This is a genomic window from Streptomyces sp. NPDC052079 (genome assembly GCF_040680275.1).
Taxonomy (GTDB): domain Bacteria; phylum Actinomycetota; class Actinomycetes; order Streptomycetales; family Streptomycetaceae; genus Streptomyces.
The window spans coordinates 101,598-125,594 of sequence record NZ_JBFAWL010000006.1 but is presented as its reverse complement, the minus strand read 5'-3'; the positions used below and the strand labels follow the sequence as shown (position 1 = coordinate 125,594).

The 23,997-nt window shown below is 70.8% G+C and carries 19 protein-coding genes; 6 read left to right on the top strand and 13 right to left on the bottom strand.

From position 1 onward, the window contains the following. Positions 1–324 precede the first annotated feature (324 nt). The 4 genes from AB0L56_RS12915 (at position 325) to AB0L56_RS12900 (ending at position 5,298) form a co-directional block, all read left to right on the top strand. Positions 325–3,645, top strand: coding sequence for a nitrate- and nitrite sensing domain-containing protein (locus AB0L56_RS12915; RefSeq protein ID WP_365422330.1), 3,321 nt, complete (start codon positions 325–327; stop codon positions 3,643–3,645). A 10-nt stretch (positions 3,646–3,655) separates the two neighbouring features. Continuing rightward, positions 3,656–4,069, top strand: coding sequence for a roadblock/LC7 domain-containing protein (locus AB0L56_RS12910; RefSeq protein ID WP_004983065.1), 414 nt, complete (start codon positions 3,656–3,658; stop codon positions 4,067–4,069). A 94-nt stretch (positions 4,070–4,163) separates the two neighbouring features. Beyond that, the gene (locus AB0L56_RS12905) at positions 4,164–4,736 is read left to right on the top strand and encodes a DUF742 domain-containing protein (protein WP_361024749.1); all 573 of its coding nucleotides are present in this window, start codon (positions 4,164–4,166) and stop codon (positions 4,734–4,736) included. Next, on the top strand, positions 4,717–5,298 hold the full coding sequence (locus AB0L56_RS12900; protein ID WP_009314218.1) for an ATP/GTP-binding protein: 582 nt from the start codon (positions 4,717–4,719) through the stop codon (positions 5,296–5,298). Before AB0L56_RS12905 ends, AB0L56_RS12900 begins: the two co-directional genes overlap by 20 nt. A 395-nt stretch (positions 5,299–5,693) precedes the next feature. Here AB0L56_RS12900 and AB0L56_RS12895 read toward each other — a convergent pair whose 3' ends face one another. The 3 genes from AB0L56_RS12895 to AB0L56_RS12885 form a co-directional block, all read right to left on the bottom strand. Continuing rightward, positions 5,694–5,888, bottom strand: coding sequence for an acyl-CoA carboxylase subunit epsilon (locus AB0L56_RS12895; RefSeq protein ID WP_361024752.1), 195 nt, complete (start codon positions 5,886–5,888; stop codon positions 5,694–5,696). Between the two features lie 15 nt (positions 5,889–5,903). Next, positions 5,904–7,487: an acyl-CoA carboxylase subunit beta gene (locus AB0L56_RS12890; protein WP_365422325.1), complete on the bottom strand. Its 1,584-nt coding sequence runs from the start codon at positions 7,485–7,487 to the stop codon at positions 5,904–5,906. A gap of 499 nt (positions 7,488–7,986) precedes the next feature. Beyond that, positions 7,987–8,823 carry an SDR family NAD(P)-dependent oxidoreductase gene (locus AB0L56_RS12885; RefSeq protein ID WP_361025023.1) on the bottom strand — a complete coding sequence of 279 codons (837 nt, stop codon included), beginning with the start codon at positions 8,821–8,823 and terminating at the stop codon, positions 7,987–7,989. Between the two features lie 287 nt (positions 8,824–9,110). On the opposite strand from AB0L56_RS12885, the gene hpnR reads away from it, so the two are divergent. Next, entirely contained in the window at positions 9,111–10,610 is a 1,500-nt protein-coding gene (gene hpnR / locus AB0L56_RS12880) for a hopanoid C-3 methylase HpnR (protein ID WP_365422322.1), read from the top strand. A gap of 154 nt (positions 10,611–10,764) precedes the next feature. Next, positions 10,765–11,370, top strand: a complete 606-nt coding sequence (locus tag AB0L56_RS12875) for a YceI family protein (protein ID WP_365422319.1) — start codon at positions 10,765–10,767, stop codon at positions 11,368–11,370. A 48-nt stretch (positions 11,371–11,418) separates the two neighbouring features. Here AB0L56_RS12875 and AB0L56_RS12870 read toward each other — a convergent pair whose 3' ends face one another. The 10 genes from AB0L56_RS12870 to pruA all read right to left on the bottom strand — a co-directional run bounded on the left by AB0L56_RS12870 (position 11,419) and on the right by pruA (position 23,931). Beyond that, positions 11,419–12,759, bottom strand: a complete 1,341-nt coding sequence (locus AB0L56_RS12870; protein ID WP_365422316.1) for a hypothetical protein — start codon at positions 12,757–12,759, stop codon at positions 11,419–11,421. 93 nt (positions 12,760–12,852) lie between these two features. Then, a complete protein-coding gene (gene cimA, locus AB0L56_RS12865) occupies positions 12,853–14,457 on the bottom strand; it encodes a citramalate synthase (RefSeq protein WP_361024767.1) in 1,605 nt (534 codons plus the stop codon). A gap of 674 nt (positions 14,458–15,131) precedes the next feature. After that, complete coding sequence (locus AB0L56_RS12860) at positions 15,132–15,677, bottom strand: TetR/AcrR family transcriptional regulator (protein ID WP_361025026.1); 546 nt, start codon at positions 15,675–15,677, stop codon at positions 15,132–15,134. A 53-nt stretch (positions 15,678–15,730) separates the two neighbouring features. Continuing rightward, positions 15,731–16,795, bottom strand: coding sequence for an agmatine deiminase family protein (locus AB0L56_RS12855; RefSeq protein WP_365422312.1), 1,065 nt, complete (start codon positions 16,793–16,795; stop codon positions 15,731–15,733). A gap of 8 nt (positions 16,796–16,803) precedes the next feature. After that, positions 16,804–18,516, bottom strand: a complete 1,713-nt coding sequence (locus AB0L56_RS12850) for an urease subunit alpha (RefSeq protein WP_365422309.1) — start codon at positions 18,514–18,516, stop codon at positions 16,804–16,806. Beyond that, positions 18,513–19,220: an urease subunit gamma gene (gene ureA / locus AB0L56_RS12845; RefSeq protein WP_365422306.1), complete on the bottom strand. Its 708-nt coding sequence runs from the start codon at positions 19,218–19,220 to the stop codon at positions 18,513–18,515. The genes AB0L56_RS12850 and ureA overlap by 4 nt, the downstream gene beginning before the upstream one ends. A gap of 181 nt (positions 19,221–19,401) precedes the next feature. Further along, a complete protein-coding gene (locus tag AB0L56_RS12840; protein ID WP_365422303.1) occupies positions 19,402–20,490 on the bottom strand; it encodes a branched-chain amino acid aminotransferase in 1,089 nt (362 codons plus the stop codon). A 250-nt stretch (positions 20,491–20,740) separates the two neighbouring features. Next, complete coding sequence (locus AB0L56_RS12835) at positions 20,741–21,784, bottom strand: 3-isopropylmalate dehydrogenase (protein WP_365422300.1); 1,044 nt, start codon at positions 21,782–21,784, stop codon at positions 20,741–20,743. A 75-nt stretch (positions 21,785–21,859) separates the two neighbouring features. After that, positions 21,860–21,991 carry a hypothetical protein gene (locus tag AB0L56_RS12830; RefSeq protein ID WP_106979167.1) on the bottom strand — a complete coding sequence of 44 codons (132 nt, stop codon included), beginning with the start codon at positions 21,989–21,991 and terminating at the stop codon, positions 21,860–21,862. 308 nt (positions 21,992–22,299) lie between these two features. Next, positions 22,300–23,931: an L-glutamate gamma-semialdehyde dehydrogenase gene (gene pruA / locus AB0L56_RS12825; RefSeq protein ID WP_365422297.1), complete on the bottom strand. Its 1,632-nt coding sequence runs from the start codon at positions 23,929–23,931 to the stop codon at positions 22,300–22,302. Positions 23,932–23,997: the final 66 nt, after the last annotated feature.

Here is a 23,997-nt window from a genome sequence, read left to right as displayed (position 1 = left end):
TGTGTCCTTTGACACGGCAGGCCCCGGTGTTCATAACGTTTCGGCAGAGGAATCGGGTGAGGTCGACACGCGACGCGGTCACGCGGTACCGCTGTGCGCACGAACAGCTCGCCTTTTGCCGGGGCTCGCTCTGTATGACCGTTTTATCTGGGGCGTACATCACTCGGATTCCTCGCCTTCCCATGTTTGGAAGAGCGCTGGTCGGCATGCTGGAATGCCTGAACTGCCCATTGGTCAAAGACATACTCAGTAGTCGATGGCATGCCGGGCCCTGAGACACCGCGGCACGACGAAGGTGCCGACCGCCGGAAGGTTGTTGGTCGAGTGAGGCGAAGCACGAACAGTCCCGAGCCGTCGGCCCGGGGCAACTTCACGCCGCCGCCGCGCACAGCGGCGCCCGCCCCCGTGCCCGGTCCCGAACCGACGGCCGCGCCCGCGCCCAGCGGGGGCCGCATGTCCCCGCGGAACTGGCGGGTGGCGACCAGACTGAACGCGATCCTGCTCATACCCGTGCTGGTCGGCCTGGTCATGGGCGGCTTCCAGGTGAAGAGCTCGATCGACACCTGGAACGAGGCCGAGGACGCGGAGAACACCGCGCGTCTGGTGCAGGCCTCCCTCACCTACGCGAACGCCCTCTACAACGAGCGCGACGTCACCGCGGTGCCGCTGCTCCAGGGCAAGGGCCAGAGCGACCCGGCCGTCACCAAGGCGCGGGCCGCGACCGACAAGGCGGCCGACGCCTTCGACGAGGCCACGCAGAGCATGCCGGACAAGCCCGGCCTGGAGCGCCGGCTGAAGCTGTTCCGCGAGGCCGAGCCGCAGCTGACCGGGCTGCGTGCCGCCGCGTACACCTCCAAGCTCAAGGGCGTGCAGACGGAGGAGGGCTACGTCCGCGTCGCCCACCCCCTGATGGAGTTCGCCAACGAACTCGGTCTCGGCACCGGCAACATCACCAGCTACGGACGTACGGTCTACGCGATCTCGCTGACCAAGGCGGCGCTCTCCCTCGAGCGCTCCATCGGCATGCACCTTCTCGTGAAGCCGGGTCCGACCGACGGCCAGCTCGCCAGCCAGCGCGTGGCCCTCACGTCGTACGCCTACCTCGAGGGCATCGCCATCGAGGAGTACAAGGGCGGTGGCACCGATGCGGACACCGCCAAGCTGGAGCAGACCGCGCAGAAGATCCAGGCCGAGGGCGCGGCCATGGCCAAGGAGGCCAAGCAGCGGGACCCGGACTACGTCCCGCCGCCCGCCAAGCCCGAGACGATGATCGCCGAGCTCGGCGGCCTGCCCTCCACGGACCCGTCCGCCCGTGCCGAGCTCGCCGCGCAGGGCATCAGCCCCGCCAACTGGTGGGCCGTGAACACCCTCAAGTTCGACGGTTACCGCGAGATCGAGTCGGATCTGTCCGACACCGCGGTGAACGAGGCCGCCCAGATCGCCGACGACGCCCAGCGCGACGCGCTGATCACCGGTGCCGCCGTGGTCATCGCGCTGCTCGCCGCGTTCATCCTGGCCGGCATGGTGGCCCGCCAGATGAGCCGCTCGATGCGCCAGCTGCGCAACGCCGCCTTCGGCATCGCCGAGCAGCGCCTGCCGATGCTGGTCGACCAGCTCTCCCGCACCGACCCGGGCCGGGTCGACACCAAGGTCGCGCCGATCCCGATCACCTCCACGGACGAGATCGGCGAGGTCGCCCGCGCCTTCGACCAGGTCCACCGCGAGGCCGTCCGGCTCGCCGCCGAACAGGCCCTGCTGCGGGGCAACATCAACGCGATCTTCACCAACCTGTCGCGCCGCAACCAGTCGCTGATCGAGGGCCAGCTGACCCTGATCACGGACCTGGAGAACAACGAGGCCGACCCGGACCAGCTGGAGAACCTCTTCCGCCTGGACCACCTGGCCACCCGCATGCGCCGCAACGGCGAGAACCTCCTGGTCCTCGCCGGCGAGGAGCCGGGCCGCCGCTGGGACCAGCCGGTGCCGCTGGTCGACGTGCTGCGCGCCGCCTCCTCCGAGGTGGAGCAGTACGAGCGCATCGAGCTGTCCGGCGTCCCCGAGGCCGAGATCCACGGCCGCGCGGTGACCGACCTCGTGCACCTGCTCGCCGAGCTCCTGGAGAACGCCACCACGTTCTCCTCCCCGCAGACCAAGGTCCGCGTCACCGCGACCCGTCTCCCCGACGGCCGCGTGATGATCGAGATCCACGACAAGGGCATCGGCCTCACCGCCGAGGACTTCGCGGACATCAACCACAAGCTGGCCAACCCGCCGACCGTGGACGCCGCGATCTCGCAGCGCATGGGCCTGTTCGTGGTCGGCCGGCTGTCCGACCGGCACGGCATCCGGGTCCAGCTGCGCCCCTCGGGCGAGCAGGCCGGCACCACCTCGCTGGTCATGCTGCCCGACGCGATCACCCACGGTGGCGGCGGCGAGCAGCAGATCGACCGCGACGAGTTCACGGTCTCGCAGATCATCCCGGAGCAGAACTTCCGGGGTGAGGACTTCAACCACCAGCCGATGCGCACCGCCGCGGAGCTGGGCTTCGACGACAGCCGCTACTCGGAGGTCCCCGACGACATCCGGGAGCTGGACCCCGTCGGCCGTTCCCTGATGCGCGAGGAGCGCCGGGCGGCCCTGGAGGCCCAGTCGCAGCCCGAGTTGACCGCCCCGAACGCCCAGGAGACCCCCGAGGCGCCCGGCTACCCGGACGAGTTCGCCGCCCCGCAGGGCTACGACAACGGCCAGGGGTACGACAACGGGCAGGGCTACGACGTCAACGGTCAGGGCGGCTACGCCGAGGGCCATGGTTTCGACGGTCAGTACCAGGAGCAGCAGAACGCCGGGTACGACCAGCAGGCGTACGACAACGGGCAGCAGACGTCGTACGACGAGCAGCAGCAGGCGGCGTACGGCGACGGCTACTACGCGCAGAACGGTCACCTGCCGCAGAACGACTCCTTCTCGTCCGACGGCGGTTACGCCGACCCGTCCTACGGGGAGCCGGGCCGGCGCGGCCACGCGGCCCCGGGTGCCTCCGCCACCGACTCCTTCCCGGCCTTCGGCGACCGGCGCCAGCAGGACGACTGGCCGCAGCAGGACAACTACCGCAACGGCTACCCGGCCCAGTACCCTGCTCAGGCCCCCGGAGCGGAAACCGCGCAGGCCGGTGACGTACGCGAGCAGGACAGCGTAGGCTTCGACCGTCCGGGACCGGCTGCCTCCGAGGGCCGCCTGACCGACGCCGGGCTTCCGCGCCGCGGATCCACCCCGAGCGGCGCCAACGGCACGAGCGGCGCACGGCGTGTGAACCAGGAGCCGCCGGCCTCCACCCCGGAGAACGACGGCGACAGCGGCTGGCGTTCGGCGAACGACGAGCGCTGGCAGCAGGCCTCGTCGCTCCGTAAGCCCAAGGCGGGCGGAGTGACCTCCTCCGGTCTGCCGCGGCGGGTTCCCAAGGCCAACCTGGTCCAGGGAGCCGCCGAGACCACCCCCCAGGGAGGCCCCCAGGTCTCCCGCGCCCCGGAAGACGTCCGGGGCAGGCTGAGCAACCTGCGTCGCGGCGTCCAAAAGGGCCGCAGCGCGGGCAGTGAAACGAACGGCCAGGGCTTCGGTCCTGACAGCACCTACAACCAGGAGCGTTAGTGTGAGCCCGATGAGCCAGGCGGCACAGAACCTGAACTGGTTGATCACCAACTTCGTGGACAACACCCCGGGGGTGTCCCACACGGTGGTGGTCTCCGCCGACGGACTCCTTCTGGCGATGTCCGAAGGCTTTCCCCGTGACCGCGCCGACCAGCTCGCGGCCGTCGCCTCCGGTCTGACGTCTCTGACGGCAGGCGCCTCCCGGATCTTCGAGGGCGGCAGCGTGAACCAGACGGTTGTGGAGATGGAGCGGGGATTCCTCTTCATCATGTCCATTTCCGACGGTTCGTCGCTCGCGGTACTCGCACATCCGGAGGCGGACATCGGCCTCATTGGGTACGAGATGGCCCTTCTGGTCGACCGTGCCGGTACGGTCCTGACGCCGGACCTTCGAGCGGAGCTCCAAGGGAGCCTTCTCAACTAAAGGACAGACGGTGCGGTTTGGCGTCCCGGGGCCGTAAGGTTTCGGGACGCGGCTCCACACTGATGGGTGCCAGGCACAGTCGGAGGAGGAGAAAGTGGCAACACCCCCAGGCGGTTCGTCGTCGGGCAACTGGTCGTACGGTCCTGCACAGGGCCAGAACGACGCTGCCCAGAGCGGATACGGCTACCCCTCCGCCCCGAACCACCGGCAGCCGTACGCGCCGCAGGGCCCCGGTCCCTCGCCGTACGACCAGCCGCACGCCCCGCGCATCCAGCCGGTGCAGCCGCAGCGCCGAGCACCCGAGGCGTCGCCTGCCGGGGCGTCGAACAATCCCCTGGTGCGCCCGTACGCGATGACGGGCGGCCGCACCAGGCCGCGGTACCAGCTCGCCATCGAGGCGCTGGTGCACACCACCGCGCAGCCGCACCAGATGCAGGGCCAACTGCCCGAGCATCAGCGGATCTGCAACCTCTGCCGGGAAATCAAGTCGGTGGCCGAGGTCTCGGCCCTGCTGACCATCCCTCTCGGCGTGGCCAGGATCCTCGTCGCCGACTTGGCGGAGGCGGGACTGGTCGCCATCCATCAGCCCGGCGGCGACGAGAACGCCGGCGGCCAGCCAGACGTGACACTGCTCGAAAGGGTGCTCAGTGGACTTCGCAAGCTCTAGCGGCGGTCCTTCCCGCTCCACCACCTCGGCGAAGATTGTGGTGGCGGGTGGCTTCGGCGTGGGCAAGACCACGTTCGTCGGGGCCGTTTCGGAGATCAACCCGCTGCGCACGGAGGCCGTCATGACGTCTGCTTCGGCAGGCATCGACGACCTCACCCACACCGGGGACAAGACCACCACCACGGTGGCCATGGACTTCGGCCGTATCACCCTGGACCAGGACCTGATCCTGTACCTGTTCGGTACGCCCGGTCAGGACCGCTTCTGGTTCATGTGGGACGACCTGGTGCGCGGCGCCATCGGCGCGATCGTGCTCGTGGACACGAGGAGGCTCGCCGACTGCTTCCCCGCGGTGGACTACTTCGAGAACAGCGGGCTGCCGTTCGTGATCGCGCTGAACGGCTTCGACGGTCAGCAGCCGTACAACCCGGACGAGGTCCGGGAGGCTCTGCAGATCGGTCCGGACACTCCGATCATCACAACGGACGCGCGGCATCGGGCCGACGCGAAGAGCGCGCTGATCACGCTAGTGGAACACGCCCTGATGGCCCGCCTCCGCTAACGGCTCCGCCGCCACCCGCCGCCTCCGCCGACTGCCCGCAGCCTGCCGCCTTCCCGCCGCAGCCTGCGGGCAGTCGTGCCTCCCCCAGTGCCTTAAGGGCCTGGGAGGTACCCCCAGGCGGCACGGGTGGGCGCTGGGGGTACCCCCTCTGAGGGAGGAACCTCGTAGCGCCGAGTTGCGCAGGCACCCCCGGCCACGCGTCTGCGGGGTGCCTGTTCAGCGCCGGGTGCGGGCAGGTACGTGGCTGGTCGCGCAGTTCCCCGCGCCCCTGGGTGTGTTGAGCGCCCCGGCGCCACAAAGGCCCCCTCGGCAACAAGTCCGCCGCAAAGGCCCCCTCGGCAACAAGTCAGGGCCCCCTCCCATCCGGAGGGGGCCCTGACTTGTTGGCCGTGCGGTCAGCGCCAGCTGTGGGGCGCGCGGAAGCCGTTCTCGCGCTCCAGGCGCCGCCACCCGGCCCGGGCCCTCCCCCGGTGGCCCGGCGCAGCACCCGGCGCCGGCGCCGCAGCGCGGGCAAGCAGGATCGCCGTAATCGCTGCGACTTCCTCGGGCCCGGCATGGCCCTTCTCGACACGGATGTCAGGTGTACTCATGGGCGTGCGTCTCCCTTACTGCGGCGGATTGCCGTGCTTACGGGACGGCAGGTCGGCGTGCTTGGTCTGCAGCATCGCCAGCGAACGGATCAGCACCTCACGGGTCTCGGCGGGGTCGATGACGTCGTCCACCAGTCCGCGTTCGGCGGCGTAGTAGGGGTGCATCAGCTCGGACTTGTACTCCTTGACCATGCGGGCGCGCATGGCGTCGGGATCCTCGGCCTCGGCGATCTGCCGGCGGAAGATGACGTTGGCCGCGCCCTCCGCGCCCATCACGGCGATCTCGTTGGTGGGCCAGGCGTAGGTGAGGTCGGCGCCGATGGACTGGGAGTCCATGACGATGTAGGCGCCGCCGTACGCCTTGCGCAGGATCAGCGAGATCCGCGGCACGGTGGCGTTGCAGTACGCGTACAGCAGCTTCGCGCCGTGCCGGATGATGCCGCCGTGTTCCTGGTCGACGCCCGGGAGGAAGCCGGGGACGTCAAGGAAGGTGAGGATCGGGATGTTGAAGGCGTCGCACATCTGCACGAAGCGGGCGGCCTTCTCGGACGCCTCGATGTCCAGCACGCCCGCCAGCGACTGCGGCTGGTTGGCGACGATGCCCACGACCTGGCCGTCCATCCGGGCCAGCGCGCAGATGATGTTGCGCGCCCAGCGCTCGTGGACCTCCAGGTACTCGCCGTCGTCGACGATCTCCTCGATCACCTTGGCCATGTCGTAGGGCCGGTTGCCGTCGGCCGGCACCAGGTCCAGCAGGACCTCGGAGCGGCGCTCGGCGGTGTCGGAGCTCTCCACCCGCGGGGGGTTCTCACGGTTGTTCTGCGGGAGGAGGGAGAGGAGGTAGCGCACCTCGTGGATGCAGGTCTCCTCGTCGTCGTAGGCGAAGTGACACACACCGGAGGTCTCGGCGTGCACGTCCGCGCCGCCCAGACCGTTCTGCGTGATCTCCTCACCTGTCACCGCCTTGACCACGTCCGGGCCGGTGATGAACATCTGCGAGGTGTCGCGCACCATGAAGACGAAGTCGGTGAGGGCGGGGCTGTAGGCCGCGCCGCCCGCGCACGGGCCGAGCATCACGCTGATCTGCGGGATGACACCGGAGGCCTTGGTGTTGCGCTGGAAGATGCCGCCGTAACCGGCGAGCGCCGAGACGCCTTCCTGGATACGGGCGCCGGCGCCGTCGTTCAGCGACACCAGCGGCGCACCGGCCGCGATGGCCATGTCCATGATCTTGTGGATCTTCGTGGCGTGGGCCTCGCCCAGCGCACCGCCGAAGATCCTGAAGTCGTGGGCGTAGACGAACACGGTACGGCCCTCGACCGTGCCCCAGCCGGTGATGACACCGTCGGTGTGGGGCTTCTTCTCCTCCAGACCGAAGCCGGTGGCCCGGTGTCGGCGCAGCTGCTCGACCTCACGGAAGGAACCGGCGTCCAACAGCAGTTCGATGCGCTCCCGCGCGGTCAGCTTGCCCTTGGCGTGCTGCGCCTGGGTCGCCTTCTCGCTCGGGCCGGCCAGTGCCCGGGCACGGATCTCGTGCAGTTCGGCCACGCGTCCGCGCGCGTCGGTCGGCTCACCCGGCGCCTCATCCAAAACGGTCATGTAGTGACCTTACGAAGCACACCGCGGAATGCGAGCCGTCGACTCCTCACAGTCTCCGGGGTGTTTTCCTGGTGCCACTGAACAGAACCACGGGGACATGCAGGCGTTCCGACTGCTCAGAGGGCTTCCTGCTTGTAGGGGTCGCACAAAGACGCCCTCTGAGAGCCACCTCACACTCATGCGCGGCGCATGCCTCCCCAGGAGTGACGCACAGCCTCAGCCGCGGCCCGGGGTGCCCAGAATCCCACGGAGCCCGGGGCGTTCAGCACCCTCCGCACCGGCTGATCCCAAACGATGCCCATCGGTTCACCCGTTCGAGTCGCCCCGCTCCCGCAGAGGGTAGCGGTACGACCGTGACGGCGAAGCAGCACGACGTCCACTCAACGGACACCGCGAACGCCCTACCCCGCCGACCCCTCCCGGCACATACCGGAACACCGCCCCCTCAGGACCCCGGTCCAGGCTCGAGTCGTACAGGCGCGGTCGCGGTGCGCGGGGGTCAGCCGAAGCGGTTGAGGAGTTTGCGGTAGAGGGATGGGGTGAGGGCGCGTACTCGGGCGGGGAGGGTGAGCCAGGTGGGGATGTAGGTGTCGTCCCGGGACCGGGAGACGGCGTCCCAGACGGCGGCCGCGACTCGGCCGGGCGAGGCGGGACGGGGGTACGCGCGGTCGTACGGCCTGCCGCGGCGGGCGAAGAAGGCCGTCTGGACGGGGCCGGGCACGACGAGGGTCACGCCCACGCCCGTCCCCCGCAGTTCCTGCCGCAGCGCCTCGGCGAACGCGGCGAGTCCCGCCTTGGCGGCGGAGTACACCGCCTCCTCCCGCACGCCCACGGATCCGGCCACCGAGCCGATGAGCACCACCCGGCCCCGGCCGGCCGCCACCATGGCGGGCAGCACCTGCCGTACCAGGTGCAGCGTGGCCGTCAGGTCCAGGAACAGCACCCGGTCGATGTCGGTGTGCGGCATGGTCACGAACGGCCCCGCCCAGCCGATGCCCGCCCCGGCCACCAGCACGTCGATCCGGCCGGCCGCCCGCAGCGCGGCCTCGGCCAGCAGTCTCGCCCCGTCCGGGGCGGCGAGGTCGGCGGGGAGGACGACCGCCGAGGTGCCGGACGCCGTCCTCTCCAGCCGGCGCCGGTCCCGCCCGCTCAGCAGCAGATGCCAGCCCCCGGCGGCGAACCGCCGCGCGGTGGCCGCGCCGATGCCCGAGGACGCGCCGGTGACGAGGGCGACGCGCCGGTCCGTGCGCGGCGGCCCGTGCCGCGCGGAAGCGGCGGCACCGCGCGCGGGGCCCGCCGGGGGGTCGTAGGTGGAGCCAGAGCCGGTGGTGGTCACGAGACGGTCTCCCATGCGCTGTCGCTGCGGGTCCTCGTCATCCAGGACACCCCCGGTCCGCCGCACCCCGCCAGTGCGGGAGGCCCGGTCCGGCGCGTGCCGAACCCGGTCCGCGGGCGGGGCCCGGCTCTCCCCGGGGCCGGTGCTCCGCGCCGCAGGACCACTCCTGCGTGCCGCCGGATACACCCAGGCGGGCGAATGGGGCGCACGGGGCCGGGCCCGCCGGGATACGAAGAGGAGACCTTGCGTGTCCCGTCCGACCTGCCCCCTCCGTGACGAGGTCCCCCATGCGTCTGCTGCTCGTCCATCCCAGCGCCCTGATGTACTCCGAGATCTTCCTCCGGCTCGAACCCCTGGGCCTGGAGCGGGTGGCCGGTGCCGCCCGGGAGGCCGGTCACGAGGTCCGGGTGGTCGACCTGCAGGTACGCGGTGTCAACCGGCTGCGTGACGAGGTGCGGTCCTTCCGGCCGGACGCCCTCGGCATCTCCCTGAACTATCTGGCGAACATCCCCGAGGCGATCACGCTGGCCGCACGGGTGAAGCAGGAGGTGCCGGGCTGCTTCGTCTTCCTCGGCGGGCACAGCGTCTCCTTCGTCGCCGAGGAGGTCGTCGCGCAGGCGGGGGGCGTGGTCGACGCCGTGCTCCGCGGTGAGGGGGAACCGCTGGTCGGGCCGTTGCTCGAGGCGGTGCGCGACGGCGGCGTGGACGGCGTCCCGGGCATCGTCACGGCGTCGGGGCGCGGTCCCGGGCCGCTGATGCTGCACAGCATCGACGCACCGCTCCCCGCCCGTGACCTGATGCGCAACCGGCGCCGCTACTTCATCGGCGAGCTGGATCCTTGCGCCTCGATCGAGTTCACCCGGGGCTGTCCCTGGGACTGCTCGTTCTGCTCGGCGTGGACGTTCTACGGCCGCAGCTACCGCAAGGCCTCCCCCGAGGCGGCGGCGGAGGACCTGGCGATGATCCGCGAGCCCAACGTGTTCATCGTGGACGACGTGGCCTTCATCCGGCCCGAGCACGGCAACGCCATCGCCGCCGAGGTGGAGCGGCGGGGCATCCGCAAGCAGTACTACCTGGAGACCCGCTCCGACGTCCTGCTGCGCCACCCGGAGGTGTTCGAGCGGTGGGCGCGGCTGGGGCTGCGCTACATGTTCCTCGGCATGGAGGCGATCGACGCCGAGGGGCTCGACCTGTACCGCAAGCGCGTCAGCCCCGACGAGAACATGAAGGCTCTGGAGACGGCCCGCCGGCTCGGCATCAAGGTCGCGATCAACCTGATCGTGGATCCCGCCTGGGACGAGGATCGCTTCCGGGTGGTGCGGGAGTTCGCGCTGGCCGTCCCTGAGATCGTGCACTTCACCGTGATGACGCCGTACCCGGGCACGGAGATCTGGCACACCGAGTCCCGCCGGCTCACGACCCGTGACTACCGCCTCTTCGACATCCAGCACGCGGTGGTGCCGACGACGCTGCCGCTGGAGCGGTTCTACGAGGAGCTGGTGCGCACCCAGGCGGTGATCAACCGCAAGCATCTGGGGGTGCGCACGGCGTTCGGCGCGGGCCGCGTGCTCGTCCGCAACCTCGCGCACGGACAGACGAACTTCGCCCGCATGCTGTGGAAGTTCAACCAGGTCTACAACCCGCGCCGGCAGCTCGCCGACCACGCGCGGCCGGTCCGGTACGAACTGCCGCTGCCGGAGCGCCTCGACGTGGGCGACCGCCGCAAGCTGTACGTCCACACGCGGGGCGGCACGCAGGGCGCGCCGGCCCGCCGGGCGACGGAGTAGCCCGGGCAGGCCCCACCACCGGCGAGTTCCACGCGTTCCTGCGGCCCGATCGCGACACTCTTCCGGATGATGTTGAACATTGAAGGAAGTGGGTCTACGGTGGGTCGTGTCGGGATAGTTGAACATTCAACGTGATTTCCTCGGGAGGAACACCATGGGCATCTTCGGCAGCAAGAACGACGAGACCGCCACCGCGACCACCACCGGCGTGAACCCGGACCTCGCGGCGCTGACCGGCGAGTACACGATCGACCCCGCGCACACCACGATCGGCTTCGTCGCCCGTCACGCGATGGTCACCAATGTCAAGGGCAGCTTCCAGGACTTCACCGGCACGCTGGAGCTGGACGGCTCCGACCCGGCCAAGTCCACGGCCACGATCGACGTGGTGATGGACAGCATCGAGACGGGCAACGCCGACCGCGACGGCCACCTGAAGAGCGCGGACTTCTTCAAGACGGACGAGTTCCCGACGATGACCTTCCGCACCACCAAGGCGGAGGCCCTCGGCGGCGACGACTACCGCATCACCGGTGACCTGACGATCCTTGGCACCACCAAGCCGCTCACCATCGACCTCGAATTCAACGGTGCCGCGACCGACCCCTTCGGCAACCAGCGCGTCGGCTTCGAGGGCAAGGCGGAGATCCTGCGCTCCGAGTGGGGCCTGACCTGGAACGCGGCGCTGGAGACGGGCGGCGTCCTGGTCTCAGACAAGATCAAGCTGAACTTCGACATCTCGGCGATCCGCAAGGCCTGACCGCCGCTCCGGCGCTCCGGCCCGGTCGTCGTCGCGGAGGCAGGCCGTTCAGAAGCCTCCGCCGAAGTCCCCTCCGCCGAAACCGCCACCGCCGCCGAAGTCTCCTCCGCCGAAGCCGCCGCCGAAGTCACCGGCGTCGAAGTCGGCGCCGGAGACGTCGCCGCCGCCGAAGTCGCCGTAGCCGGCGCCGTAGTCGGCCGCGTAGCCGGGGCCGGCCATCATGCCGCCGAGCATCGTGCCGACGAGCAGGCCGGGCAGGAGACCGCCGCCGAAGTAGCCGCCGGCCCAGGGGCCGTAGGCGGGACCGGCCTCCCAGTACGGCCGGCGTCCGTACTCGGTGTCGACCTCACGCACGGCCGGGTCGGCACCGGCGGCCAGGCGGTCCCGGTCGGCCGCGCACACCGGGACCTCGCGCTCGGCGCCGCCCGGGGGCCGCCAGGTGGCGTCGGCGACCGAGGGGCCGTGCCGTGGGTCGAAGAAGCAGGGCGGGCGGCGCTCCGGCAGCGGCCGCCCCTCCCGGCGGGCCTCGAGCCGGGCGAGGGCGAAGCGGCCGTCCTCCACCGCCTGGGTGACGGCCCGCACGTCCTCCGGTTTCCGGGCGGCGGCCATGTACGACTTGGCCTGCTCGTAGGCGTCCAGCGCGTGCTCGTAGTCCGCGCGCATGGCGTCGTCCGCGCCGGCTTCGCCCGGGTGGAAGTCGAGGCGGTCCAGTTCCTCGCCGAACGCGGTGATGTCCTCGTCGACCACCACCCGCAGCTTCTCCAGCGCGGCCTGCTGTTCCTCCTCGTGGCGGCGCCGGTTGCGGCGGGAGACGGCGTACACGCCCGCGCCCCCGGCCGCCACCAGCGCGCCGATGGTGATCAGCCCGCCGACGGGCACCTCGGCGGACCCGTCGTTCCAGGAGCTCGGGGCGCCGCCGCCGGTGTTGCGCAGCGCGTTGTCGACGAAGTCGTTCAGCTGGGCCTTGGCGTCGCCGGCGCCCTGCACGGAGGCGACGAGGTTCCGCACGCCCTGCGGGCTCAACACGCTGCTGTCGGCCCGGGCGTCGAACCGGTCGCCGAGCCGGATGCCGTACAGACCGGTGACGCCGGTCTCGGTGCGCAGGTTCCGGAAGAGGTCCTGCGTCGGGTAGTCACCGGGGAGGACGGCGATGAAGATCGGTTTGTCCGCGTCCTCGATCTTGTCCGCGAGCGCCTCGGCGTCGGACGGCGCGAGGATGTCCTCGGCCTCGGGATCGACGTAGACGGGGCTCTCGCGGAGCTTCTCGGCGACGACCGAGAGATCCGTGGCGGCCTGCGCCCCCGGGGCACCGGCCAACAGGACCGCCAGAGCGGCGGCCACCGGCACGATCAGCAGGCGTACGAAAGTACGCGCCAGCGCGACCTTCATATACAAGAAGTTACCCGAATGAGGGCGAAAAAGGACATCCGGGCCGGCAGAGGTTTTTTGGTACGCCCCTGCCGGGGCCCGGTTGAGCGCGTACTAGGCCGCCGGCTCCACGCCGGCCCGCAGCAGTCCGTACGCGTACGCGTCCTCCAGCGCCTGCCAGGACGCGGCGATGACGTTGTCCGCGACGCCCACCGTCGACCACTCCCCCGCTCCGTCGGACGTGGAGATCAGCACCCGGGTCGTCGAATGCGTGCCGTGCTTGCCCTCGAGGATGCGGACCTTGTAGTCGACCAGCTCGAGCTTGGCCAGCTGGGGGTAGATCTTCTCCAGGGCGACGCGCAGGGCCCGGTCCAGGGCGTTGACCGGGCCGTTGCCCTCGGCGGTGGCGACGATGCGCTCGCTCTTGGCCCACAGCTTCACGGTGGCCTCGTTGGCGTGGCTGCCGTCGGGGCGGTCCTCGACGATCGCGCGCCAGGACTCGACCTCGAAGTACTTCAGCGGCCTGCCCTCGGCCTCCGCGCGCAGCAGCAGCTCGAAGGAGGCGTCGGCGGCCTCGTACGTGTAGCCCTTGAGCTCGCGCTCCTTGACCCGCTCCACGACCCGGCCGACCAGTTCCCGGTCGCCCCCGAGGTCGATTCCGAGTTCCTTGCCCTTGAGCTCGATGGAGGCGCGGCCGGCCATGTCGGAGACCAGCATCCGCATGGTGTTGCCGACCTGTTCGGGGTCGATGTGCTGGTAGAGGTCCGGGTCGACCTTGATCGCGGAGGCGTGCAGGCCGGCCTTGTGGGCGAAGGCGGAGACACCGACGTAGGGCTGGTGGGTGGACGGGGTGAGGTTGACGACCTCGGCGATGGCGTGCGAGATGCGGGTCATCTCGCGCAGCCGGCCCTCGGGGAGGACCTTCTTGCCGTACTTCAGCTCCAGGGCCGCCACGACCGGGAACAGGTTGGCGTTGCCGACCCGCTCGCCGTAGCCGTTGGCGGTGCACTGCACGTGGGTGGCGCCCGCGTCGACGGCGGCGAGGGTGTTGGCGACCGCGCAGCCGGTGTCGTCCTGGGCGTGGATGCCGAGCCGGGCGCCGGTGTCGGCGAGGACGGTGGAGACCACGGCCTGGATCTGCGCCGGGAGCATGCCGCCGTTGGTGTCGCACAGGACGACGACGTCGGCGCCCGCCGCGGAGGCGGTGCGCACGACCGCCTTCGCGTACTCGGGGTTGGCGCGGTAGCCGTCGAAGAAGTGCTCGCAGTCGACGAACACGCGGCGGCCCTGTCCCTTGAGGTAGGACACCGTGTCGCGGACCATCGCCAGGTTCTCGTCGAGGGTGGTGCGCAGGGCGAGCTCGACATGGCGGTCGTGGGACTTGGCGACCAGCGTGATCACCTGTGCGCCGGAGTCGAGCAGGGCCCTGACCTGGGGGTCCTGCTCGGCGGTGGTGCCGGCGCGGCGGGTGGCGCCGAAGGCGACCAGCGTCGCGTGCCGGAACTCGATCTCCTGCTGGGCGCGGGCGAAGAACTCGGTGTCCCGGGGGTTCGCGCCGGGCCAACCGCCCTCGATGAAACCCACGCCGAACTCGTCCAGATGCCGTGCGATGGCCAGCTTGTCGGCGACGGTGAGGTTGATGCCCTCCCGCTGGGCGCCGTCGCGCAGGGTGGTGTCGAAGACGTGGAACGAGTCGTCGGGCTCGCTTCTTGCGGTCATGGTCTGAAGGCTCCTGAGTTGATCTCGGTCTACCGGAATGACCGGTTCCACCGTTCCCCCATGGTCCCGCACGCCCGTCCCCCGGCTGCGGATGGGCCAGGAAACAGAAAAACCTCTCGCGGGTGCGAGAGGTCTGCGCGCGGGTCGAGGACGACGGTGCCCGCCCGTACGGTGTCGTACGTGCGGTCACTGCGGACCGGCGCGCCTGCTGCCAATAATCGTGGCGAACGAGAGCACGGGGGGAAGTTTTACACAAGTCACCCCCGTGCTCATGCTTCGTCTCAGGATGCGGGCGGTGCGTGTTCACCGCAGGCGACGGACGAAGCCGTCGCGCGGCCCGTTGGTGTCATCGGGGACGAGCTGTGCGGACGCACCGGCGAGGCCGACCAGGTCGTCGCCCCGGTATTGGAAGGCGATCGTCCGGCCGTCAGCGGACGGCGCCGCCCGGGTAGGCCGACCCCCCGTCGAGGCCGACGCTGATCCGCGCCCTGCGGCCGGTGCGCCGGTCGCGCAGGTAGATGTCGTAGACACCGGTGTCCGCCTGCACGCCGTCCGGGCCGACGTTGACCCGCTCGACGGTCCCCTTGCGGCCCCGCGCCGAGGGCTCCCCCGAGCCAATCGCACCTCCGGCCGGGTGGTCGATCCGCCGTTCCGACTAGAGCCCGGGCCCCGGCTCAGGCGTCCGCGAGGAGTGTTTCGGCGATGAACTCCCGGGCGTGGGTGAGGACTTGGGCCCGGTCCGTGCCGCGCAGGCCGATCGCGACCTGGATGGAGAGGCCGTCGAGCAGCGCGCGCAGCCGGGCCGCGTGGCGGTCGGCGTCGACGCGGCGGAACTCGCCGCGGGAGATGCCCTCGGCCAGCAGCGCCACGAGGTCGCGGTGCCAGGCGCCCTCGATGGCGGCCTGCCGGTCGCGGGCGTCGGCGTCGGCGTTCTTCGAGCGGTTCCAGACCTCCAGCCACAGCGTCCAGTGCGGATCACGATGGCCGTCGGGGACGTACAGACCGACGTAGGCGTCGAGACGTTCCCGTGCGGGGGCCGAACGGGCCAGCAGCCGTGCCCGTTCGGCGCCGAGGCGGCCCTCGCTCCACTCCAGGGTGCGCAGCAGCAGTTCGTCCTTGGAGTGGAAGTAGTAGATCAAGTGGCCGCTGCTCATGCCGACGTCACGGCCGAGGGCGGCCATGGTCAGCTGTTCGAGGCCGCGTTCGGCGATCATCGCCATGGCGGCGGCGAGGACGTCCTCGCGGGGCGGCGCCGGGGTGCGGCGGCGGGTGGTCACCGGGCGGCCTCCCTCCCGACGAGCCCCTTCGGCTGCTGCTGGGTGATGCAGTGGACGCCCCCGCCGCCGGCGAACACGGCCCGCGCGTCCACCAGCGTCACGGTCCGCTCCGGGAACAGCCGCCGGAAGATTCCGGCCGCGGTCTCGTCACGGGGGTCGTCGAAGCCGCACAGCACCACTCCGCCGTTGCAGAGGTAGTGGTTGATGTAGGAGTAGTCGGCCCAGCGCCCGTCCGCCTCAAGGACGGTCGGGGCGGGGACCTCCACGACCTCGAGGCGGCGGCCCCGCGCGTCCGTCTGCGAGGCGAGCAGCCCGACGATCTCCTTGGTGATCTCGTGGTCGGGGTGCGCCGGGTCCGGCTGCACATGGGCGACGACCACACCGGGACGGGCGAAGGCGGCGACGATGTCCACATGACCGAGGGTGCCGAAGCCTTGCGGGGGATAGTCCCCGGTGAGGCCGCGTGGCAGCCAGATCGCCTTGCGGGTGCCGAGGTGGGCGTGGATCTCCTGCTCGACCTCCTCGCGGGACCAGCCGGGGTTCCGCTCGGGGCCGAGTTGCACCGTCTCCGTGAGCAGCACCGTGCCCTCGCCGTCCACATGGATTCCGCCGCCCTCGTTGACGAGCGGCGAGGCGTACGTCCGTGCCCCCGCGAGGTCGGCGACATGCGCGGCGATCTTCGCGTCGTGCTCCCAGCGGGCCCACTCCTGGGCGCCCCAGCCGTTGAAGGTCCAGTCGACGGCGGCCAGCCGGCCCGCACGGTCGGTCAGGAAGGTGGGCCCGATGTCCCGCATCCAGGCGTCGTCGAGATCCCGTTCGACGGTGTCGATGCCGGGGCCGAGGAGCGCCCGCGCCCCGGCCGCCTGCCCGGTGCCGCACACCACCGTCACCGGCTCGAAGCGGCGCACCGCGCGGGCCACCGAGGCCCAGGCGGTGCGGGCGGCGGCCAGTTCACCGGGGTCGGCGAACGTGGGGTTGGGGCCGGGCCAGGCCATCCAGGTGCGCTCGTGCGGGGTCCACTCGGCGGGCATGCGGAAGCCGTCGGATGCGGGCGTGTTCATGGGGGTCCTCAGAGGAAGTAGAGGCGGTTGAGGGAGACCGAGTCGGCGGGCCGGGAACGCAGCGGTTCTCCGTCGAGGGTGACGAGGCCGGTGCGCGGGTCGACGTCGACGGCCCCGGTACGGGAGTTGAGGCGCAGGTCGGCGGGCCCGATGCCGCGGGTGCCGCGGACGGCGACCCGGCGGCGCCGGGTCGGCATCGTGTCGTGACCCTGTTCGGCGGCCGCGCGGGAGACGAAGGCGACCGAGAGGTCGGCGGGGGTGGCGCCGTACGCCCCGAACTGCGGCCCCAGGACGAGCGGTTCGCAGGTGTCGGTCGCCGCGTTGGGGTCTCCTGTCACGCCGTACGCGGGGAAGCCGGCCTTGAGCACCAGTTGCGGTTTGGCGCCGAAGTACTCCGGGCGCCACAGCACGATGTCGGCGAGCTTGCCGGTCTCGATCGAACCGATCTCGTGGGCGAGGCCGTGGGCGATCGCCGGGTTGACGGTGAGCTTGGCGATGTAGCGCAGCACCCGCTCGTTGTCGTCGTCCCCGTGGGCGCCGGACTCGGCCTTCATCTTCCCGGCCAGGGCGAAGGTGCGGCGGACGGTCTCGCCCGCGCGGCCCATGCCCTGGGCGTCGGACGAGGTGATGCCGATGGCGCCCAGGTCGTGCAGCACGTCCTCGGCGCCCATGGTCCCGGCGCGGATGCGGTCGCGGGCCAGGGCGGCGTCGCCGGGCAGGTCGGTCTTCAGATCGTGAACGGACACGATCATGCCGTAGTGCTCGGCGACCGCGTCCCGGCCGAAGGGCAGGGTGGGGTTGGTGGAGGAGCCGATGACGTTCGGCACCCCGGCCATCTTCAGGACGTTGGGGACGTGTCCGCCGCCGCAGCCCTCGATATGGAAGGCGTGGATCGTGCGGCCCTCCAGCACCTTCAGGGTGTCCTCGACCGAGAGGCACTCGTTCAGTCCGTCGCTGTGCAGGGCGACCTGGACGTCGTGCTCCTCGGCGACCCGGAGGGCGGTGTCCAGGGCACGGGTGTGGGCGCCCATGTCCTCGTGCACCTTGAAGCCGGACGCCCCGCCCTCGGCGAGCGCCTCGATCAGCGGCGCCTCGTGGGACGACGAACCCCGGCCGAGGAAACCTATGTTGACCGGCCAGGCGTCGAACGCGTTGAACGCGTGCCGCAGCGCCCAGGGCGAGTTGACACCGACCCCCCAGACCGGCCCGAACTCCTGTCCGATGATCGTGGTGACCCCGGAGGCCAGGGAGGCCTCCATGATGCGCGGCGACAGCAGATGGACGTGGGTGTCGACGGCCCCGGCGGTGGCGATCAGCCCCTCGCCGGACACGATCGAGGTGCCCGTGCCGACCACGACGTCCACACCGTCCAGGGTGTCGGGGTTGCCGGCCCGCCCGATCGAGCAGATCCGCCCCTCCCTGATCCCGATGGACACCTTCCGTATCCCGAGGACCGCGTCGATCACGACCACGTTGCTGATGACGACGTCACAGGTCTCGCGCACGGCGGCGGCCTTGAGGTGCAGCCCGTCGCGGGCGGTCTTGCCGAAGCCGGCCAGGAACTCGTCGCCGTGGCGCTGCGCGTCGGACTCGACGCGGATCACGAGACCCGAGTCGCCCAGGCGGAGCCGGTCGCCGGCGCGGGGGCCGTGGGTGGCGGCGTAGGCGTGGGGGTCGATGGCGAGGGACTCGTCGCTCTCGCGGCCCTTGGAGCGGCTCATCGTCCGTCTCCTTCCGGTTCCGCGGGTGCGGCGCCGAGATATCCGCAGGCCGCGGCCCGCCGCAGCGCCTCCTCCTTGGCGCCCGGCGCGTCCAGGGGGCCGTCGACCAGTCCGGCGAAGCCGATGGCGACCCGGGCACCGCCGATCGGCACCAGCCCGGCCTCGCGGGTCTCGCCCGGCCCGAAGCGCACGGAGGAGCCGGCGGGCACGGCGAGCCGCATGCCGTAGGCGTCGGCGCGGCGGAAGTCCAGGCGGGGGTTGGCCTCGAAGAAGTGGAAGTGGGAAGTCACCGAGACGGGCACGGTGGCGGTGTTGGTCACGGCCAGCCGCACCACCGGCTCCGGCTCGGTGTGCCGGCACGGTCCGGGCAGCAGCGCTCCCGGGGCCCGCTCCCCGAGTCCGCCGCCGATCGGGTCGGAGACGACCGCGAGCCGGGAGCCGTCGTCGAAGACGGCCTCCACGTGCACCTCGGTGACCACGTCCGCCACCCCGGGCAGGACGTCGTCGGGCCCGAGCACCGACCGGGCGCGCTCGACGGCCTCGGCGAGGCGCGCGCCGTCCCGGGCGGCCTCGCACACGGTGTCGGCGATCAGCGCCGTCGCCTCGGGCACGTTCAGCCGGAGCCCCCTCGCCCGGCGGGCCCGGGCGAGCTCGGCGGCCCCGAAGAGCAGCAGCCGGTCACGTTCCGTGGGGGTCAGTCTCACGACGCGGCACCTCCCTGTCATCCCGGAATTAGAGCATCACTCTAAACCCGGCATTCATGGAGAGGAACCATGGACGGACAGCCCAGCAGACCGTCACATGGAACGTCGCTCCAAAAGTCGGACGGCCGTCGAAGGAGGAGGGCCCGGGGGCGGAACCCCCGGGCCCTCCGACGCCGGTGCCCTACGCCAGCCGGTGCATCCAGCCGTGCCGGTCCTCGGCCGTACCCCGCTGGATGTCGAGCAGCGCCTGGCGCAGCCGCAGCGTGACCTCACCCGGCTCGCCCCCGCCCTGCTGCCACTGGGCACCCTCCCGCTTCACGGTGCCGACCGGGGTGATGACCGCCGCCGTACCGCAGGCGAAGACCTCGGTGAGACTGCCGTTCTCCGAGTCGCGCTGCCACTGCTCCGCGGAGACCCGCTCCTCGACCGCCTCATAGCCGAGGTCGCGGGCCACGGTCAGCAGGGAGTCGCGGGTGACGCCCTCCAGGATCGAGCCGGTGAGCGTGGGGGTGACGATCCTGTCGCCGTACACGAAGTACAGGTTCATGCCGCCGAGTTCCTCGACCCACCGGTGCTCCACGGCGTCGAGGTAGCAGACCTGGTCGCACCCCTTGGCGGCGGCCTCGGCCTGGGCGAGCAGGGAGGCCGCGTAGTTGCCGCCGGTCTTGGCGTCGCCCATGCCGCCGGGGACGGCGCGGACCCGGTCCTCGGAGACCCAGATGGAGACCGGCTTCACCCCGCCCGGGAAGTAGGCGCCGGCCGGCGAGGCGATGACCAGGAACAGGTACTCGTTGGCGGGCTTCACGCCCAGCCCGACCTCGGTCGCGATCATGAACGGACGCAGATAGAGGGACTCCTCGCCGCCGTGCGCCGGCACCCACGCCTTGTCCTGGTTGACCAGCGCGTCGCACGCCTCGATGAAGGTCTCGACGGGCAGTTCGGGCATGGCCAGCCGCCTGGCGGACCGCTGGAAGCGCTCGGCGTTCTTCTCGGGGCGGAAGGTGGCGACGGAGCCGTCGGGCTGACGGTAGGCCTTCAGGCCCTCGAAGATCTCCTGCGCATAGTGCAGCACGGTGGTCGCCGGGTCGAGGGAGAGCGGCGCGTACGGGACGAGCTGGCCGTCGTGCCAGCCGCGGCCCTCGGTCCACTTGATCGTCACCATGTGGTCGGTGAAGTGGCGGCCGAATCCGGGGCTGGCCAGGATCGCCTCGCGCTCTGCGTCCGAGAGCGGGTGTGCCGAGGGCTTGAGCTCGATCGTGGGCGTCGTCATGAGTGGTTGTCCTTCACCGGTTGTAGTGACGGGCCGCGCACACGCCCGTACGGCCGGTGGCCAGTGCTAGGACGTCCGAGCATTCCCTCATTCCGCGGCTCCGTGTCCGATTATCGCCCGGAGGCTGCGGCGGAAGAAACAGGGTGAATGCGGCCCGGTGGGTCGATGGTGGCACCCGGCGGGGACAGGGGGAAGCCGCCGGGTGCGGATACGACCCGGCGGCTTCGAATGGTGTCGAGGGGGCGCCGGGTCAGCCGGCTACTCGTGCGGCGAGCGCGTCGCCGATCTCCGAGGTGCTGCGGGCGGGCAGGCCGCCGCGCTCCGCGAGGTCGGCGGAGACGGCGTCCTCGATACGGGCCGCCTCGGCGTCGTGGCCGAGATGGCGCAGCAGGAGGGCGACGGACAGGACCGTGGCGCTGGGGTCGGCCTTGCCCTGACCGGCGATGTCCGGGGCCGAGCCGTGCACGGGCTCGAACATGGACGGGAACTCGCCGGAGGGGTTGATGTTCCCGCTCGCGGCGACGCCGATGCCGCCGGAGACGGCTGCGGCGAGGTCGGTGATGATGTCGCCGAAGAGGTTGTCGGTGACGATCACGTCGAAGCGGGCCGGGTCGGTGACGAGGTAGATCGTCGCGGCGTCGACGTGGATGTAGTCGGTGGTGACCTCGGGGTACTCCTCGGCCACCTTGGTGAAGATGTTCGTCCACAGGTGGCCGGCGAAGGTCAGCACGTTGTTCTTGTGGACCAGCGTGAGCTTCTTGCGCGCCCGCGCCTGAGCACGGGCGAAGGCGTCACGGACCACGCGCTCGACACCGAAGGCGGTGTTGACGGACACCTCGGTGGCCACCTCGTGCGGCGTGCCCTTGCGGATGGTGCCGCCGTTGCCCGTGTACGGACCCTCGGTGCCCTCGCGGACCACGACGAAGTCGATCTCCGGCTGTCCCGCGAGCGGGGTGGCCACGCCGGGCAGGAGCTTGCTCGGCCGCAGGTTGACGTGGTGGTCGAAGGCGAAGCGGAGCTTGAGCAGGAAGCCGCGCTCGAGCACGCCGGAGGGGACCGACGGGTCGCCGATGGCGCCGAGCAGGATGGCGTCGTGCCGCTTCAGCTGGTCGAGGTCGGCGTCGGTGAGGGTCTCACCCGTCGCGTGGTAGCGCTTGGCGCCGAAGTCGTACTCCTTGGTCTCCAGCTTCACATCCTGCGGAAGGACGGCGGAGAGGACCTTCAGGCCTTCGGCCACGACCTCCTGGCCGATGCCGTCACCGGGGATCACTGCGAGATTGAGGCTGCGAGACATGCGGGCACCCTACTCCTCGTCCCACGGAATGACATATGGCGTCCGGCATACGGACGCCGTGGGCGTGTGGGCGTATCAGTGGCCGGTCGAGCCGCCGTTGTCCCTGCGGTCGAGGGCGCGCTGGAGGGCGGCCGCGGCGTTCTTGCGGTCGGATTCGCTCGTGCGGGGGGTGTGACGGACGCGGCGGCGGACGGTCGTCTCGGCCATGGGTCATCGACTCCTTCGGCGTACATGGAGTGCGGAAACAAAGGGGTTGCGAGACACCGAGTGGGGGCGGGAAGCCGCGGGCCGCAGGGGTTGCCTGCACGGGGCCCGGCTCACGACCGCCGTTCGCTTGATCGAGCGATTCGTTCGGCTCCTACAAAGCTAGAGGAGCGGGGTGCATCTGTCTGCACGATTACTCGGACTTCCTACTATCTGAGACGGTGGACCGGGTCGCACCGCTCCCACCTGCGAAAACACCGGACGGGCCAGGTCGGGGGGGAGACCTGGCCCGTCCGGGGTCGGGGTGGGCGTCAGCCCATGTGCGGGTAGGTGTAGTCGGTCGGCGGGACCAGCGTCTCCTTGATGGCGCGGGTCAGCGTCCAGCGCATCAGGTTCTGCGGGGCACCGGCCTTGTCGTTGGTGCCGGAGGCACGGCCGCCGCCGAAGGGCTGCTGGCCGACGACGGCACCGGTGGACTTGTCGTTGATGTAGAAGTTGCCGGCCGCGTAGCGCAGCTTCTCCATCGTGTACGCCGCCGCCGCGCGATCGTTCGCGATGACCGAGCCGGTCAGGGCGTAGTCCGACACCGACTCCATCTGGGTCAGCATCTCGTCGTACTTCTCGTCGTCGTACACGTGCACGGCGAGGATCGGGCCGAAGTACTCGGTGCGGAACACCTCGTTCTCCGGGTCACCGCACTCGATGACGGTCGGACGGACGAAGTAGCCCTCGGAGTCGTCGTAGGAGCCGCCCGCGACGATCGTGCAGGAGGCGTCCTCCTTGGCGCGGTCGATGGCGGCCTTGTTCTTGGCGAAGGCCCGCTCGTCGATGACGGCGCCGATGAAGTTCGACAGGTCGGTGACGTCACCCATCTTGATGCCGTCCACCTCTGCCGCGAACTCCTCCTTGAAACCGGAGTTCCAGATCGACGCCGGGATGTACGCCCGGGAGGTCGCCGAGCACTTCTGGCCCTGGTACTCGAAGGCACCGCGGGTGAGCGCCGTCCTGAGGACGGCCGGGTCGGCGCTCGGGTGGGCGACGAGGAAGTCCTTGCCGCCGGTCTCGCCGACCAGACGCGGGTAGGTGCGGTACTTCTCGATGTTCTGGCCGACCGTCTTCCACAGGTGCTGGAAGGTCTTGGTCGAGCCGGTGAAGTGGATGCCCGCCAGGTCGCGGTGCTCGAGGGCCACCTTGGAGACCTCGATGCCGTCGCCCGTGACGAGGTTGATGACGCCCTTGGGCAGACCGGCCTCCTCCAGCAGCCGCATCAGCAGCACGGCGGCGTGGGTCTGGGTCGGGGACGGCTTCCAAACCACCACGTTGCCCATCAGCGCGGGCGCGGTGGGCAGGTTGGCCGCGATGGCGCTGAAGTTGAACGGCGTGATCGCGTAGACGAAGCCCTCGAGCGGGCGGTGGTCCAGACGGTTCCAGACACCCGGGGCGTTGGCCGGGGGCTGCTCGGCGAGGATGCCGCGTGCGTAGTGGACGTTGAAGCGCCAGAAGTCGACCAGCTCGCAGGGGCTGTCGATCTCGGCCTGCTGGACGGTCTTGGACTGGCCCAGCATGGTGGAGGCGGCGATGGTCTCGCGCCAGGGGCCGGCCAGCAGCTCGGCGGCGCGCAGGATGATCGCCGCGCGGTCGTCGAAGGACATCGCGCGCCACGCGGGCGCGGCGGCGAGGGCCGCGTCGATGGCGTCCCGGGCGTCCTGCTGGGTGGCGTTGGCGTAGGTGCCCAGGCGCGCCTTGTGGTTGTGCGGCTGCACGACGTCGAAGCGCTCACCGCCGCCCATCCGCTTCTCGCCGCCGATGGTGCAGGTGAGCTCGATCGGGTTGTCGGCCAGCTCCTTGAGCTTGGCCTCCAGCCGGGCACGCTCGGGCGTCCCGGGGGCGTAGCCGTGCACCGGCTCGTTGACGGGGGTGGGGACCTGGGTCACAGCGTCCATGGGTTCCGTACTCCTTAGGTGAGCGGTGTGGTGTCAGCCCTTGGTGATCATGCTTCGGGCGCAGAA